This window comes from Paenibacillus antri, from assembly GCF_005765165.1.
In the GTDB taxonomy this organism is placed as follows: domain Bacteria; phylum Bacillota; class Bacilli; order Paenibacillales; family YIM-B00363; genus Paenibacillus_AE; species Paenibacillus_AE antri.
This window is the reverse complement of record NZ_VCIW01000035.1, coordinates 1-15,380: the sequence shown is the minus strand read 5'-3', so window position 1 is coordinate 15,380 and position 15,380 is coordinate 1. Positions and strand designations below refer to the sequence as shown.

The window sequence follows — 15,380 nt, the reverse complement described above, 5'->3', positions numbered from 1 at the left end:
ACGCCTCTTTCTTCGCCTTTACGTCTCCTCGCCTGCGAACCCGGAGCCGACCGGAGTCAACAACGGGAGGAACATCCCTCCGACGACCGACCGGTTTTGGAAATTCATCTGCTTCCCGGTATGCGTATCGTACCAATCCGTAAAAGGAACCCGGCTCTGCGACTCGTTCAGCATATCCCAGAGCGGCCTGATCATTCGCTCGAACCGCTCCTTCGTATCGGCCATGGAGGCGCACCATACGAGCCAATCCGCTTTCGTATACGACTCCCGGCTGTCGAGCGGAGTACCGAACCGGTTTTGCCGTTCGAGATAGAAGCGGACTTCCGTCTCGGCGATTTCCGCCGGAAACAGTCGGAGGTTGAGCAGGCGGTCCCACACCAGATTATATTTAAAGCTCCACGACTCCGGCGCGCCGTCGAAGGTCAGCTTCGTATGGTCCTCGGCCCACGCCATCCGCACCCATTCGGCAGCCATCGCTTTCGCCGCTTCATTATATTTATCGCTTTCCTCTTGCTTGCCGAGCATTCCGCAAAGCAATGAATAAGCGCCGAGCCCCACGATCGCCTTGACGGACAGATTGGCGTTATGCGCCAGATGTCCCGCGAAATCGTCGGTGCACAGCTGATTGTCCGGATCCATGCCGCGCTCCAGCACGTAGGCGGCCCATCGGCTCAGGAGCGGCCAATGCGACGCCGCGAACGACGCGTCGTCCTCGTATAGGCAGACGGCGGCGGACAACACGAGCATGTTTCCGCATTCTTCGATCGGCATTTGGTATTCGAGTTTGTTGTCCCCGTAAACCTGTCCGTTCGCTTTCGGGTAACAGCCGACGTCATGCGGTGCGAACTCGAACGGCCACGTCTCGCCGGCCGCGTACCGGAAGATCGGTCTGAGCATACCCTTCACCAGCTCCGGACAATACTTCAGGAACAGTGGCGCGGAGGGGTAGCTGACGTCCACCGTCGCGATGCAGCCGTTGCTGAAATTTTCCTTCGAGAAAAATAACGCTTCGCCCTCTTCCCCGGCAACCAGCTTATGAGCCGCGACCGCCTGACGATAACTGAGGGACAGCACGTCCGCATAGCGCTCGCCCCCCGCGCGGATCCCCTCCTCGATCAGCTGACGATCGAAGGCTTCGCAGCGGGCCGACAGCGCTGCATAATCCGCCGCTGCCGACGCGAGCATCCGCTCGAACGTCGTTCCGTTCCTGCGCCAGTACGCTTGGAGCGGCTTGCCGAAATATTCGATGGATCGAATATCGTCGTACGCTGCCATTACATACCTCGACACTGTCTCCTTCACAAGACCGAGGTCGAAGACGGCCGACATCACCGGCGTGTCTTCTCCCGCGGGCCGCGGGGGCGAGGCTTCGTCCTCGGGAGGCGGCGCGCCGATCTTCGCGAAGCGGCTCCGGGCTCGGTACGACCCGAGCGCCGTCGTCGCGCCGGCGTACGGCGGGACGGCCAAATACGCGTACCCCCAATCGATTCTCGTGTCGTCCCCGACGCGCTGCAGAATCGGCTGCTCTTCCGTGCCGATGCGCATCGCGGCGATCCCGCCGTCCAACGTTGCGCGCGACCACCCGACGATCTGGTCCGGCGAATGGACGCACAACTCCGCCGATACGTCGACATAGAGCTTCACCTCATGCGGCCCGCCGTCGACGGATCGAACGTCGAACGTCATATACGTCACCGGCCGGGACAGCGCGTCCAAGTCGTCGAGCAGCAGCGGGGTCGTGAACTTCGCTGTCAGTTCGACCCCCTCCGACTCGAACCGATAGATCGTCGAGAGCGGATCGACCTTCACGCTTTTTTGTTCCATCGGCTCGGGCTCGTCGACATTCGGGCCGTCGCCGGACAGTTCGAGCTTCCCCATAAATCTTCTGGTTTTTCCATCGATTCGGAGCATCCCCGTCATGCTGTGGCGCCGATTGGTCCAGTGCCGGGTGTGATCGTCGTACAACCGATCCGCGGCCGACCAAACGCTGAAGTAGGGGTCCACCGCGATTAACGGTACTGAGGGCGGTCTGAATGAATCGCCGATGACCGACACCTCCCTTTCTTTAGATAATCGTTAGATCTCTACTCAAGGCTTGGAAATATATTCCCCTTCGGCACAAGTATATCGTCAACGCAAAATATATTCAACATATATTAATTTGGTTCTTTATGCCTAATTAACCGGAAACTAAGAAAAGTACATGCCGATGCAAAGGCGAAAAACTACATAAGAAGTAAAAATTACATCCCGAATAATCAAAAAGTACCTATACAAATATATAGAATATGATATTATGCTATTTGTAAGTGTTTCCATTATCCGGCCGACAGTGGAGGTGAATAAGGAACAGGCAAGGAGAAGTACCGGTCGACCATTCATAAGGAACGAGGTGTCATTTACTTATGATTCGAAAACTTACGACGACTTGCGTGGCGCTCCTATGCACGGCTTCTATGTCGCTCGGCGCATCCGCCGCTACGGATCCGACGCCGTCGAACGGCTCGGTCATTTGGCCGAAGGGGCAGGCGCTGCCGACCTTCGCGGAACCGAAGCATCTGGACGTCGCAGACGTGTACGACGCTCCCGGAGACGACAAGCTTCTTCTGGCCACGCTGCAAGGCATCGTGAATCGGACGGAGCCGAGAGTGTATTTGATCGAAAACGTCGAGGAAGGCCGAACGACCTGGCTGAACGACCTTCAAGTGCCCTACCGCATGCACGACGATTACTGGGCCGTCGTGGACAAATACATCGATGAAGTCCAAGGCATGGTCGTCTACGACCCTGAGGTGCCGGACTCGATCAACGTCGCGACAACGCTCGCCGGCTTGAAGAACGCCGTCGTCGCCGGACCCGAATTGGCGGAACGGTTGCAGGCGGCGCCGTACGATCTAGATATCATCGAGGATTTACGCGGGAAGTTCGAGGATCGCATGGACGCTTATACGTGGCAATACGAAAACTTATGGAGCCAGACGACGCACAGAATGCTCATCGGCTTAAGCCCGGATACATCGGTTCGCATCCCTCCCGGCTTGCCCGCTTCCTTCGAGACGATTCTCGAGGAACCGACGCAGGAGCGCGACGCCGCCAACCGGAATTCGTACGAGATCGACCTGTCGACCTTCTTAGGGCAAGAATCGGTATACCTTCGGTTCGACGATGCCTTCCCGCAGGACGGCTGGGGACCGGCCGTTCACCAAGTGACCGTCGAGGCGGACGGCCAAGTGATCGCGCAATTCGTTCCCGGAACTCCGGAAGAGGAGCCGTTCCTGTACGACCGGCAAAATTCTCAGGTATCCTCCGGCTCGGGCGGCCACCGTTTCGCGGACAACGGCCGTTATTTCACGTACGAATTCACGCCGCCTTCCGGCACGACTACGCTGACCGCCACCGTCGACATGTGGAACCAGTTCAAGGTGTCCGCCGGCAATATCCGGCCGCCTTCCTCCGAACGCAAAGAACCGTACGGCTATCTTCGCGATTACGCCGTCGCCAACCAAGCCATGGTGTTCTGGCTGGAGTCGAACGTACCGGAAGAGAAGGCGCTCCTCGAGAACATATTATCCGACGTCGAACCGGGCACTCCGTACTTGGGCTGGTTCAGCAACGATGTCGCCGGCGAATTCAGCTCCGTGGAAATCGTGTCCAACTACGGCGTCTATGTATTAGCCGCGGATTGGTTCAGTAACCTGACCGTCTTCTCCGGAACGAAGATCCAACCTGTGGCAGCGAACCCGACGAAGGCGCCTGCGCTCGAAAACAAAATATACGTAACGTATACCTTCAGCGAGGGAGACAACTTCCAATACAATCAGCACCGAATGCGCATTCTGTGGGACGATCCGGCTCGCGGCGAGGTGCCGATCAACTGGACATCGAGCCCCCTGCTGCACGACGGCGCCCCGGCGATCCTGAATTATTTCCGGGAGACGGCGACGGATAACGATCTGATCATCGCGGGTCCGTCCGGCGCAGGTTATTTCTACCCGACGCCGTGGCCCGACGAGACGTTCCCCGGCTTCCTGAAGGATACGTATTCTTACTTGAAAAAGACGGGCATGACCATCCCGTATGTCCTTAACCGGGTGAACGGCGAGAACGTGCCGCTTAGCGAATCGGAGGCGGCCGCATATGAGGAAGAGTACAAGGTTCCGGGACTGTTCCTGAGCTGGGAAAACCGACACGGCGTCGAAGTATTGAACGGGACGCTTCCCGTGTCCACGATCCAGGGCATTAGTACCGCGCAGGACGGAAAGAACATCCTGGACGAGGCCAAAGCCGATTGGGACGGACAATCTCCGCTGTTCGTATCGCTCGGTCTGCTGGCTTGGAGCATGACGCCGACGGATGTCGCCGCGCTCACTTCGTCTCTCGGACCGGAATACGAGGTCGTGCGGGCGGACCATTACTTCTCGCTCATTCGCGAAGCGTACGGTCTGCCGAAGAAGTAACGAATAAAGCTGTTCGGATGCCATGCTACGCATGAAGGTCCGAACAGCTTTTTCTGTTTTCCGATTATTTGCTTGGACCCGTCGTGTGACGAACGACCAGCTCCGGGCGAATCAGTATTTTGCTGTATTTCCCTCTCCTCTCCTGCCCAACCCCCGACTGAATTCGCTCAAGAAGAAGTCCCGCAGCCCGATAACCGATTTCCCATTCGAACTGTTTGACATGCGAGAAAGAGGTGAAGCTCTCTACAATCGCCGTCGGATCGTCGAACGACAGGATCGACAAGTCCTCCGGCACCTTCAATCCGGCCTGCTCCGCCATTTGGTAAATATGCGCCCCGAGCCTTCCGTTCAAAGTGATATAGGCGGTAGCCATCCGGTTCTTAATATAACGAAACAGGGGATGTTCCTTCGCGTCTGCCGTCGAATCCAAGCTGAAATCGGTGATCATGTGCGCGGGATTGATAAGCGCTCCCTTATGCTTTAAGGCATTCATATACCCCTCGATCCGTTCCTGCACCGTAACCGTCTGCAGCGGCGAGTCGGAGCAGATCGCGATCTCGCGGTGGCCCAAGCTCCACAAATAATCCACGGCGAGCTCCGCGCCGAGACGCCCGTCCGACGCAATGTAATCCGTTTCGACGCCGGGCAGGTAACGATCGATGAGCACGAACGGAAATCCGCTGAATTTCATGCTTAAGATTTCCTCGTTGTACTGCTCTTCGTCCACCGGGAAAATCAACAAGCCTTGGACGCCCATATCCATAAACAGCTTGATCGCATCTTTCTCCCGCTCCAACAAGCCGTCCGACAATTGAATGATCGGCTGGTATCCCTTCTCGCGCAACCCCTTCCGCATCCCATCGATCAGCCGAACCGCGAAATAATCGTCGATGCTCGGCATTACGATCCCGATGAGCTTCCGCTCCCGATCGGGCTCCCATTCCTCCGTACCCTGCCCGGCCGTCGGCTCCGAATCGGTCGACGCGTTCTCCGGCTTCGGCTCGTTGACGAAGCTGCCGCGACCCGGCACGCGGGTGATCAAGCCGTCGTTGACCAACCCGGCCAAAGCGTTCACGACCGTGATTTTACTCACTTGAAATAAACTCATCAGCTCTTGCTCCGTCGGAATTCGGTCGCCCTGCTTGAGCCCCGAGGAACGGATGAGATCCTTTATATATTCTTGAATTTGTTGGTACAGTGGAATGCGATCGCTCTTCATAGGTTCACCAAGTATTCCTCATATTTGTTATGTTATATATATTATATTTTTCCTAAGAAGAATTCAAGGAAATAAAAATAACATGGCCACCCTTGTTAGGAAGCCATGTTATCGTTTCTTATATCCAACTTTTCCCGCGAAGACTGTCGAACACGATCCGACCCGCGAGGGATACCCGCTCCCGCTCTTCGTACGACAGCCAGGCCATCTCTTCGATCTCCGAAGCGGGGCTTAAGCGTCCGTCGAAATCCGCCGTGTAGCAGCACATCTTGACTGTAACCCCCTCCGCCTTCCCGTCCGCCTGCGCCTCGAACGCCCCGAAGCAGGCGATCGTCTCCGGCTTCAGTCGAACGGACAGCTCTTCTTCGATCTCCCTGCAGAGCGCTTCGGCATCCGTCTCCCCGGCGTCCCGCTTGCCCCCGGGCAAGTAATAAAGGTCCTTCCCAATGGAACGCACGCACAAGACGCGTCCTCGCTCCAGGCGAATCCATGCAAGCTTATCGATCTTCGTCAAGCGTTCCACCTCCTAGGCGGTATCCGAACACGTCGGCGTCAACTGCGGAATGCGCCTTCGCATCCTGACTGCCATCTCGAATCCTATCGCGCGCCCCATCGTTCAACCCCCGTCCCTTGCGAGCCACTGCGCCGCCTCATGCTCGTTCGAGAACGATCTGAACGCGTTGCCGAACTTCAGCTCCGCCAACATCTCCTTCGCCTTGCCGAGGACGAGACGATCCTCCGGTACGACGACCGCCGTCCGAATGCGGTAATTGACGAGCTTCTGCATCACGGCCCCTGCGAGGCCGGTTCGAAGCCGGAAGAAGTCCTCGCTCAGCGCGTCCGCATGCAGCAGCAACCGGGATATCCCCCGCTCGAAGCACGCGCCGATCAAATCCGACGCGTCCTGCTCCGTACGCAACTCGCGTTCCCCTTGCAGGAAAGCGACGTATTCGACTCCGTCTTTCTCGATAAACTCGTATTTCATAGTCCAGAATCCCTCCCCTATTTCGTTACATCGGCCAGCCTGGCTCTTAATTTCCGAATCCACGCCTTCTCGTTGCGATAGAGATCAAGTACATTCTCGTTGATCATGTCCCACAGCGCGCTTTCTCTGACGGTTCTCGCCGGCGCGAAGGAAGCTCTTCGGATCCGCTCCTCGTGCAGTCGAAGCCGCGACTCGACCTCCTCCTCGTATCGGCCGATCAACCCGTCGAGCTCCGCCGCCGACAAGACGTCGGCCCATGCGAGTTGAGCGAGGAACAGCTTCTTCCACTCCGGCGGTTCGGGCTCGGAACGGGCCCATCGCTTCAACGCTTCCGACCCGGCGTCGGTGATCGAGTATATTTTCTTCGAAGGCGAGCTCTCTTGATGCACCACCTCATGGGACAGAAGCCCGGCTTCCAGTAACTCGACCAACGATTTGTAAATTTGATTGTTGTTGCCGGACCATGGAAAAACCGGGGAATCTTGCATGATCTTCTTCAGATCGTATCCGCTCATGGACCGATAACTGAGGATGCCTAAGATCGCATATTGAATCGACATTGTTCGCCCACCACCAAATCGAGTAACGTATGTTAATAGTAACATATGTTACTCGATTAGCAAACGCGAAACCGCCAGGCGAATCGCCTGACGGTGCGCATGTTCTCGCGTTGTCGATATTTTCGTTAACTTCCCCTTACCCTCTGCTTGCGGCGACCCACTTGGCGACTACGCTCCGCAGCCGGTCTTCCTTCGCCCGTACGTCGTCCATATCCGTGAATACGGCGATCGCCCGATCGTCGGACGCCCACTCCAACCAGCCCCCGTCGTCGATCAACCGACCCGAGCCTTCCCGGCTCTTGGACTTGGCGCCGCAGTGAAAAATCAACCGAAACAGACCTTCCCCCCGGAGTTGGAACGTAATGCGATCCTCGCCGTCGATCGCGAAGCTCGGCGCGTTCCACTTGATCCGCTCGGCAAACCCGAGCCCCGTCCCCAGCACGAGCTTCCTCACTTCTTCGATCTCCCGTTTCAACGGGTGCTCGAGCTTCGATAGAAACTCGGCTACTTGCTCTTCTCCGGATCGTTTCTCGCGCGCGCCCATACTCTCTCCTCCAATCGAAAATTCGTCAATGAAGAAATTTCTTATTGCGCGGCGAAGTGCGCGATCATGCCTCTCGCCATCTCCATGTCGGACTCTCGGCCCGTCGTCAGCGCGAACTTCGCGACGAGCGCCGGGTACGCGGCCCACTGCTCCGCGATATGCTCCGCCATCCGCGGCCAAACCTTGCCTCCGTGCGACTCGTACCGTTTCAACAGATCCCGGAGGCCTTCCTCGCCGAAGAGCGCGAAGTAGATAACGAAGTCCTTCCCCGGATCGGCGCATTCCGCCTCCGTCCAATCGATCAAGCCCGTCACCTTCGCCGAATCGTCAACTAGAATATGCGGCGGGTGCAAATCGCCGTGGTTCAACGTCGAATGCGCCGGCCAATAAGAATCCGCGGCCAGCCATGCATCCCAACGCGCTTGAAGCTTTTCGGGAATATCGAAGGCATTCCCGATTTCCCTCATATTGTCGGCGAACGCCGCGCGCGCCTCCGCCGGACGCTTCACCCGTACGCCGGCCGCCGCCGCCTCGGCTTGATCGATCCCGTGCAGCGAAGCGAGCATCTTCGCCAAGGAGTCGAAGAAGCTTACCGGCAGCGCCTGCTGATCTACCTTCCAGACGTACCCGCCGCCCGCGGGATCGACCGTTCCGATCGGCGCGCCTCCAAGCAGCGGATACGCGATCAGCTCCGGCGTGCAAATTCGCCAGTCCGGCACCTCGACCGGAAGCTTCCCGCGAAGGAAAGACAGCGCCTTCCGTTCGTTCTCCGCGCGCTCCCACGCGTCGGATCGCCTCGGCTTGCGCAGCACCCACTCCGCGCCCGTCTCCTCCTTCGCGAACGCGACGAGGAAATCCATTCCCGACTCGTTGATCTCCACGCTGCTCGCCGCCAGTCTCAACCCGTTCCGTTCCGCGAGAGCGATCATTTCTTCTTTCTTTGCCGTTGCCGTCATGAGAGCAACACTCCTTTTTCGTCGTTAAATATACACAAAAAAAACACAGCGCATGGATGCCTGTGTCAGAAAGGAACGAAAAAGAATGTACCGACGGCCCTAGAATCTGCGTATGCAAAAGAAGGCGCCCTCCCGATACGTACGGAGGAGCGTTCGCAAGCATAAACAAATAAAGATCTAGGGTACCTGTGTATGGACATACCGATCCCGTTACTTCTGCGCGCAGGCAGAGTATGATGAGGAAGCCGCAATTAGATGCATTGCTTTCTCAACCGGGCGTAGTCCAACACACGTACCCCTCCGTTCATCGTAAAGTGGTTTCAGCTTAGCATAGCGACGCGACGAAATCAACGATTCGCCGGAATAAATAGCTCGATTCGCCCGGATTCGGTCTCCAGCGCGTCGAGGTCGTCCCAATATTCGATATCGATCGGTCGGACGCCGTACGTCTTATTGATGTAGTCGTATGTAGCGGCGAGCTGCGATTCCGGACCTTGGTGGACGATCTTGACGTATCGCCCTTGAGGCACCGTATACGTCGTCATATCGCCGGGAATGTCTTCGAAGCCGGCGACATCGTAGCCGATGACATGCCGGTAAGGAACGTCGTGCGTCCAATGACCGTCTTGCGGATAAATCTGGAGCAAATACATCCCTGTCCCGACCCGGTTCCCGATCTCATCCATCCGGTTCGCCAGCTCCGCGCGCAGCTTCCCGACGCTCATCGTCTCCATCACTTGATTCAAGCTCTCCACGATGGAAAACCCTACCAGCTTAAGCTCGTCCCGATCCAATATCGCGTCCTGTTCGGTCTTCATATAAACCTCCTTCTAAGCAAGAGGAAAATAGTACCACAAGACTCATATTAGCGAATATTTGTTCGGTTGTAAACAAGAAACTATGAGGATCTCTCTATGCGGCTACGTCTCTTCGCGTAAATACTTGCCAAGCGATCAAGTTGAACAACAGGAAATACCCGACCAGCACCGATATGGAAAAGGGCAACGTCATCCCTTCCCGGTACGGTCTTCCGCCAAGATACTGCGTCAAATCGATATTGGCGAACAACAAATATTTGCTCCATTCGTAGGCTTGCAGCAGCTCCAACATGGCGGCTCCCGCAAACAACGCGAAGATGGAAATCCCGATCGCCATCGCGCTGCTTCGGAACGCGGCCGAAATCATGAACGCCATCGTCACGAAGAGGATCGTCGACACGCCGTTGAGCAAATACGTCTGCCATAATGTCGCCATCATGGATTTCTCGACGACCACGCCCTCGGCGTCGACGGTCAATAACGGGAGATTCACCGCTTGGAACCGATAAATCAAGCCATTCGCGACGACGGAGACGAGAAACAGGATCGCTAGGAGCAGAAGTCCGAATACGATCAGCGACAAATATTTCGAGACGAGAATCTTAAGCCGGCTCGCCGGACGGATGAGCAGCAGCTTGATCGTGCCGGCCGAAAATTCGCCGGCCAAGCTGTCCCCGGCCACGATGACGGTGAACAACGTGATCAAGACCATCAGCTCCGCGGAACCGAGAATCCCTTCCCACATCGTGCCGTCTTCGGGGCGAACGTCATGCGCCAGCCGATAATCGAGAATCGAAATTCGATCCTGGAAGAACGTCCGATCCTCCGCATCCAATTCCGGTTCGGCGAGCAGCTCGAGGTAGCGCTGCTTCTCCGACGCCGCCTGTTCTTGCCATGTAGCTTCGGAGGCGTCCCGGCCGTCGTAATACCACTCGACGAAGCTTCCGAGCAGCACGCCGCCGATCATCAAACCGATCATGACCCACGTGCGCGCCCGGCGGTATATTTTCATATTTTCGTTCAGGAGCAAATTACCCAATTTTCTCTCCCCCCGTCATCTCCAAGAATCGATCCTCGAGCGACTGACGCAAGACGCGGACCCCATAAATCGGGAGCTCCGTACGCGCGAGATGCGCCACGAGATCCGGAATCCGTTCGCGCTCCGTGACGACTTCCACGCCCTCCGGCACGATCCGCCTCTCGCGAATCCCGTACATCTCGCCGACCGCCGCCAGCATCGATTCGGCGGCGGTCGTCTCGATCACGTACGTCTGCGCCGCCTCGTCGGATTCCATGAAATCTTGGATTCGCTTCACGTCGACCAACCGGCCCCGTTGAATGACGGCGATGCGATCGCACATCAGCTCCATCTCGGATAACAGATGGCTGGAGACGATGACCGTGATCCCTTCCGTCCTGGTTAAGTAGCGTAAATAGTCGCGAAGCTCGCGAATGCCGGCAGGGTCGAGACCGTTCGTCGGTTCGTCGAGAATGAGCAGCGACGGCCGGTGAAGCAGCGCTTGCGCGACGCCAAGCCGCTGTCGCATGCCAAGGGAATATTTCTTCACCTTGTCGCGGATCCGATTTTCCAGCTTGACCAGCTTCACGACTTCGTCGATGCGCTCCTTCGGCACGCCGGGAATCATGCGCGAGTAATGAATCAAATTCTGATAACCGGTAAGATACTTATACAGCTCCGGATTTTCCACGATGGCGCCGACGTGGCGAATCGCCTGCTCGAATTCGGTCTTGACGTTCTTCCCCTTAATGAGAATATCGCCCTTCGTAATCGACATTAATCCGACCATCATTCGAATCGTCGTCGTCTTGCCGGCTCCGTTCGGTCCAAGGAAGCCGAAGATTTCTCCTTGAGGGACGTCGAAGGTCAAATCCTCCACGATCGTCGAGCGTCCGATTTTTTTGGTTACGTTGCGAAGACTTACTACGGGAGTATCGCTCATCGCCGGCAGAACCTCCTTTATTTTACGTGAATGACGACGTCGGTCGACACCGCGCGGACGTCCACGTTCCACGCGCCGCTTCCCAAGACGCCCTGCGTCCGGGACCCGTACGGCCCGGTCGGATCCGCTTCGACCGGCAAGGAAGGGGGAGCCTGGATCCATCCGTCGACGACGGTCGCGTTCACGGCATACCCTTCCGCTTCCGACAAGATCAACCGGATTTGCCCCGACTCGGCGTCGAGACGAACGTCGTTCCGGATACGATCCAGCCGAAGCGCCGCATCCATGCCGGTCACCGCGACCGGTCCCGAAATTTCGTCGAAGCGGACCGAACCGTAATTCGCGTCGCCCGAGACCGCTCCTTCGATGCGCGACAGGAACGTGTCGCCGGACCGACTGTCGAACGTTACGACGCCCTCCACCGATTCGATCGTCGCGCTCCCGTATTCGTTCGAGAGGTCGACGTTCCCCTGAATGTTCGCGAAGTACGCTTCGCCATACGCGGCCTTCGCCGAAACATGCCCGACGACGCCGACGACGTCCGCCTTGCCCCGAACCGCGATCACCTCGGCGTCTCCCGTCGTACCGCGGATATCGATGGAACCGTCCTCGCTTTCCACCCGCAGCCTCGTTCCGTCCGGGACCGACAGGACGTAATCGATCGAGACGGCGCCGGATTCCGCCGAAGGCGTCAACGTCAGCCGCCCCCCCTCGAGCTTCTCCTCGACCGCGACGGCGTTCGCCTTCTCGTTGGCGGACGCTTCGTTCCTGCCGACGGCGGTCGCGGTGTAACGCAGCTCGATTTCGCTAGCCTGCGCCCGTCGCACGGAGATCTTCCCCCGGTGGCCGGCAAGGTGCACTTCCTCGACTCCTTGGCCGTCGATCGTAAGCTGCCGCTCCGCCGCGGCGGTCGCGTCCCGATGCGCCTCCTGATACTCGTCCGTCTTCCCCGCGTGAAGGAATTGGCTGCCGAACGCTTCGAACATTTCTTCTTTTTTGATCCAGAGATCCAAAACCAAGAGGCAGAACAGGACGGCGACCGAGGATAGGATTACGAGTCTCTTTTTCCGGAACGTCATCCTCATACCTCCACCTCTTGTTCGAAAATATACCCGTTCAGCCACAGGAACGCCCCGCATAGGAGCATGAGCACGAGGAAGGGACCGGAGTGCAAATACAGCGCGTCGAAATCGACTCCGCCATAGAACAGTTCAGGCATCCAGGACAGTAAGCTCGACAGGATCGGGCTTACCCGAAACACGAGGTACAACGCTGCGAAGCCTGCGGCCAGGGTGACCGCCCATTTGAACTTCCCGACGAGCTGCCCGCACAAATACGCGAACTGAATGATTAAAATGAGAAGCGTTACCGTTAGACAATACATCCAGAAGCTGTTGAGCGTCAGGTTCAGCAGTGCCGGCACGACCTCCGGCCATTCCTCGCTGACGCTGATTTCGCCCCACTTCAGACGCAGCAAGATGAGTGCGAAGCTGACGCCGATGCATAGGATCGTAAGAAGCAGCAACGATAAGACCGCAGCCAGCTTCGCCGTCACCACTTTCCACCCTCGTATCGGCAAGGAGAGGAGTAAGTAAATCGAGTTCGTCTTCCACTCAGTGTGAAGCTGGTAGTATCCCGTGCCGATCGCCATCGCCGATACGGTCAGGAACGGCACGACCAACGACAACACGAAGATCACGTCTTCCTCCCAACCCTGGCCTTTGTACAAGATGAAAAGATGCCACAGCACCGTCGCACCCGACAACACGGCGAATAGAGGGAGAACTCCCTTGCATTCTTTAAAAAATAAATTACGGAATCCCATCTATTCGTACACCTTCTCCCAGATGTTTTCCAGAGAACAACCGTACTCGGAGCGCAGATTTTCCGCTGTATCGTTAATGATGACTTGGCCTTGCTGCAGGAAGACGACGTCGTCGAACATCGGCTCCGATTCGTTCAAGGAATGCGTCGACAGAATGATCGTCTGTTCCGCCGCATCGAATTGTTGAATGATCGAACGGATGATCTTCGCGCGCGAAGACGGGTCGATGCCGGAGAACGGCTCGTCGAGCAGAATGAGCGGCGCGGACCGCGAGAACGCCGCGATCAGCTTCAGCCTTGCGCGCAAGCCCTTCGAGAGATTGCGCACCTTCTGGTTGCCGTCCAGCTCCATCGTCCACAACATCTCCGCCGCCTTCTCCTCCTGCCAGTCGTCATAGAAGCCGGATAGAAATCGAAGCGTCTCGGCGACCGTCATCCACCCGTACAAATAGTCGATCTCCGGTAAGTACGCGATTCGACTCTTGTTGCGTACGTCCGGCTCCCGCCCGTTCACGAGAATCGTCCCGGAGGTCGGGTAGATCAGTCCCGCCATCATCTTGAGCAGCGTCGACTTTCCGCTGCCGTTCGGCCCCAGCAGCCCGACGATGCTGCCCTTCTTGATTTGAAGGTCGATTCCGTTCACGGCATGCTTCAATAAGTAGCGCTTATGTATTCCTTTGCATTCGACAATATGTTCGCGGATGTCGTCCGACATCGTCTACACCTCCTCGTTCCCCTTGTATAACCGTTCGCGCAGCAGCCGCTCCGTCTCGTTCGGATCGATTCCTAACCCGCGCATCTCTTCGATGAAATGTTGTACGGCCCGGGCGGCCATCTCCGAACGAATTCTCGCCAGCAACGCCGGATCGTTCCGGATGAAGGTTCCCTGCCCTCGCAGCGTCTCCGTGAGTCCCTCTCGCTCCATCTCTTGATACGCCCTCTGCACCGTATTGGGATTCACTTGCGACATTTGCGCTTGCTCCTTATGGGAAGGAATCTTATCGCCCGGCGAAAGCTCTCCTCTGGCCAGCGCTTTCTTGACCTCTTCGACCATTTGCAAATATATGGGCTTCGGGCTGTTGAAATTCAACTGCATGTTGCGACCCTCCCTTCGCAATCCAGTGCACTATTGCACTAGTGCACTATTACAATATTTCCTTTTCGCCTGAATGTCAAACGTTATTTCGGCAAAAGAAAAAACTCGTCTCTCGACGAGTCAGACTGTAGAGAAAGCCACCGTTTATCGGAGGCTTTTCTCTTTTTATGGTTTAGATTCTGGTATTGAAAAAGATCGCCTTACTCATCCTGCCTTCTTGGCTAGGTAGAGGGCGATCTTTTTTATGTTCTGTACGGTGGCCGTCATCAACGCTTGCTCGTTTATGTTCGCAAGCCCACGGAAACGGCAATAGCGAAGTCCGTGGAGCTCTTTGGCATCCGCGAAACTTCGCTCAATCGTTTGGTATCTCAATCGGTACAAGTACTTTCCGGAAGGACTCAATCGATTCTTCCGGATCCATTCCTTGCTGTCTTCCCAAACATGTCGGGTAATTACTTTCTGGTGGTTCCGCGAGCGAGTACATTGCTCGAGGACTGGGCAGTTACTGCAAATCCGTTTGTCGGATTTGTACAATCTGTAGCCCGTACGGTCTGTGGTTGAGTACGCCAACTCATGTTTTTCGGGGCATATGTAGGCATTCTTCTCCGGGTCGTATTTAAAACGCCACTTTGCAAACAAACCTTTAGCCGGCGTGTACGCACGGTAACCAATGACCGCGTAGAGGTTACGGTCATGAAGTTCTTTGCAGATTGGTGCTGTTAAGTAACCGGCGTCCAGTGCGACGGCCTCAAGTTTATGAAATCCAAAGCGTTGGATTTGGCGTTCTAAGCGAGCGACATAAGGGACCGAGTCGTGAACGTTGCCAGGGGTAACATGCACATCCGTAACAATATTGAACTTGTGGTCTACGGTGCGATGATCGAGGTAAAAGAAGCCCTCCGGCTTCCCGTCGCGAACCATGTATCCACTGTCCGGGTCGGTAGTACTGACCTTTATCGT

General features: G+C 56.7%; 16 protein-coding genes. 1 reads left to right on the top strand and 15 read right to left on the bottom strand.

Translation table 11 applies throughout. The features are described 5' to 3' along the window. Positions 1-18: 18 nt before the first annotated feature. Positions 19-2,046 (bottom strand): glutaminase family protein, encoded by a 2,028-nt coding sequence (locus FE782_RS30450; RefSeq protein WP_138198148.1) that lies wholly within the window; start codon positions 2,044-2,046, stop codon positions 19-21. A 359-nt stretch (positions 2,047-2,405) separates the two neighbouring features. On the opposite strand from FE782_RS30450, the gene FE782_RS30445 reads away from it, so the two are divergent. Then, the gene (locus tag FE782_RS30445) at positions 2,406-4,457 is read left to right on the top strand and encodes a GxGYxYP domain-containing protein (protein ID WP_138198124.1); all 2,052 of its coding nucleotides are present in this window, start codon (positions 2,406-2,408) and stop codon (positions 4,455-4,457) included. A gap of 64 nt (positions 4,458-4,521) precedes the next feature. Here the strand turns inward: FE782_RS30445 and FE782_RS30440 are convergent, their stop codons facing one another. From FE782_RS30440 to FE782_RS30375, 14 genes are all read right to left on the bottom strand, one after another. Beyond that, positions 4,522-5,676, bottom strand: coding sequence for a GntR family transcriptional regulator (locus FE782_RS30440; RefSeq protein WP_138198123.1), 1,155 nt, complete (start codon positions 5,674-5,676; stop codon positions 4,522-4,524). Positions 5,677-5,794: 118 nt separating this feature from the next. Continuing rightward, positions 5,795-6,190, bottom strand: a complete 396-nt coding sequence (locus tag FE782_RS30435) for an NUDIX hydrolase (RefSeq protein ID WP_138198122.1) — start codon at positions 6,188-6,190, stop codon at positions 5,795-5,797. A 102-nt stretch (positions 6,191-6,292) separates the two neighbouring features. Then, positions 6,293-6,661, bottom strand: coding sequence for a DUF4180 domain-containing protein (locus tag FE782_RS30430; protein ID WP_138198121.1), 369 nt, complete (start codon positions 6,659-6,661; stop codon positions 6,293-6,295). Between the two features lie 17 nt (positions 6,662-6,678). After that, positions 6,679-7,221: a PadR family transcriptional regulator gene (locus FE782_RS30425; protein ID WP_138198120.1), complete on the bottom strand. Its 543-nt coding sequence runs from the start codon at positions 7,219-7,221 to the stop codon at positions 6,679-6,681. Positions 7,222-7,357: 136 nt separating this feature from the next. Beyond that, on the bottom strand, positions 7,358-7,765 hold the full coding sequence (locus tag FE782_RS30420; protein ID WP_138198119.1) for a DUF1801 domain-containing protein: 408 nt from the start codon (positions 7,763-7,765) through the stop codon (positions 7,358-7,360). A 41-nt stretch (positions 7,766-7,806) separates the two neighbouring features. Continuing rightward, entirely contained in the window at positions 7,807-8,721 is a 915-nt protein-coding gene (locus tag FE782_RS30415) for a macrolide 2'-phosphotransferase (RefSeq protein ID WP_138198118.1), read from the bottom strand. A gap of 347 nt (positions 8,722-9,068) precedes the next feature. After that, a complete protein-coding gene (locus FE782_RS30410; protein WP_138198117.1) occupies positions 9,069-9,539 on the bottom strand; it encodes a GyrI-like domain-containing protein in 471 nt (156 codons plus the stop codon). Between the two features lie 94 nt (positions 9,540-9,633). After that, positions 9,634-10,578 carry an ABC transporter permease gene (locus FE782_RS30405; RefSeq protein WP_138198116.1) on the bottom strand — a complete coding sequence of 315 codons (945 nt, stop codon included), beginning with the start codon at positions 10,576-10,578 and terminating at the stop codon, positions 9,634-9,636. After that, positions 10,571-11,500, bottom strand: a complete 930-nt coding sequence (locus FE782_RS30400) for an ABC transporter ATP-binding protein (RefSeq protein WP_138198115.1) — start codon at positions 11,498-11,500, stop codon at positions 10,571-10,573. The genes FE782_RS30405 and FE782_RS30400 overlap by 8 nt, the downstream gene beginning before the upstream one ends. Before the next feature lie 17 nt (positions 11,501-11,517). Continuing rightward, entirely contained in the window at positions 11,518-12,579 is a 1,062-nt protein-coding gene (locus FE782_RS30395) for a DUF4097 family beta strand repeat-containing protein (protein WP_158299620.1), read from the bottom strand. A gap of 2 nt (positions 12,580-12,581) precedes the next feature. After that, on the bottom strand, positions 12,582-13,199 hold the full coding sequence (locus FE782_RS30390) for a hypothetical protein (RefSeq protein WP_138198113.1): 618 nt from the start codon (positions 13,197-13,199) through the stop codon (positions 12,582-12,584). Between the two features lie 126 nt (positions 13,200-13,325). After that, positions 13,326-14,039 carry an ABC transporter ATP-binding protein gene (locus FE782_RS30385; RefSeq protein WP_138198112.1) on the bottom strand — a complete coding sequence of 238 codons (714 nt, stop codon included), beginning with the start codon at positions 14,037-14,039 and terminating at the stop codon, positions 13,326-13,328. 3 nt (positions 14,040-14,042) lie between these two features. Beyond that, positions 14,043-14,420 carry a GntR family transcriptional regulator gene (locus FE782_RS30380; protein ID WP_202914644.1) on the bottom strand — a complete coding sequence of 126 codons (378 nt, stop codon included), beginning with the start codon at positions 14,418-14,420 and terminating at the stop codon, positions 14,043-14,045. 204 nt (positions 14,421-14,624) lie between these two features. Beyond that, the coding region (locus FE782_RS30375) for a transposase (RefSeq protein WP_158299619.1) at positions 14,625-15,380 on the bottom strand (756 nt) is incomplete at its 5' end.

Excerpts from the sequence above, each read along its gene's own strand:
- FE782_RS30445 (WP_138198124.1), top strand. The coding sequence starts at position 2,406 with ATGATTCGAAAACTTACGACGACTTGCGTGGCGCTCCTATGCACGGCT.
- FE782_RS30425 (WP_138198120.1), bottom strand. The coding sequence starts at position 7,221 with ATGTCGATTCAATATGCGATCTTAGGCATCCTCAGTTATCGGTCCATG.
- FE782_RS30430 (WP_138198121.1), bottom strand. The coding sequence starts at position 6,661 with ATGAAATACGAGTTTATCGAGAAAGACGGAGTCGAATACGTCGCTTTC.
- FE782_RS30420 (WP_138198119.1), bottom strand. The coding sequence starts at position 7,765 with ATGGGCGCGCGCGAGAAACGATCCGGAGAAGAGCAAGTAGCCGAGTTT.
- FE782_RS30415 (WP_138198118.1), bottom strand. The coding sequence starts at position 8,721 with ATGACGGCAACGGCAAAGAAAGAAGAAATGATCGCTCTCGCGGAACGG.
- FE782_RS30440 (WP_138198123.1), bottom strand. The coding sequence starts at position 5,676 with ATGAAGAGCGATCGCATTCCACTGTACCAACAAATTCAAGAATATATA.
- FE782_RS30395 (WP_158299620.1), bottom strand. The coding sequence starts at position 12,579 with ATGACGTTCCGGAAAAAGAGACTCGTAATCCTATCCTCGGTCGCCGTC.
- FE782_RS30385 (WP_138198112.1), bottom strand. The coding sequence starts at position 14,039 with ATGTCGGACGACATCCGCGAACATATTGTCGAATGCAAAGGAATACAT.
- FE782_RS30410 (WP_138198117.1), bottom strand. The coding sequence starts at position 9,539 with ATGAAGACCGAACAGGACGCGATATTGGATCGGGACGAGCTTAAGCTG.
- FE782_RS30380 (WP_202914644.1), bottom strand. The coding sequence starts at position 14,420 with ATGCAGTTGAATTTCAACAGCCCGAAGCCCATATATTTGCAAATGGTC.
- FE782_RS30400 (WP_138198115.1), bottom strand. The coding sequence starts at position 11,500 with ATGAGCGATACTCCCGTAGTAAGTCTTCGCAACGTAACCAAAAAAATC.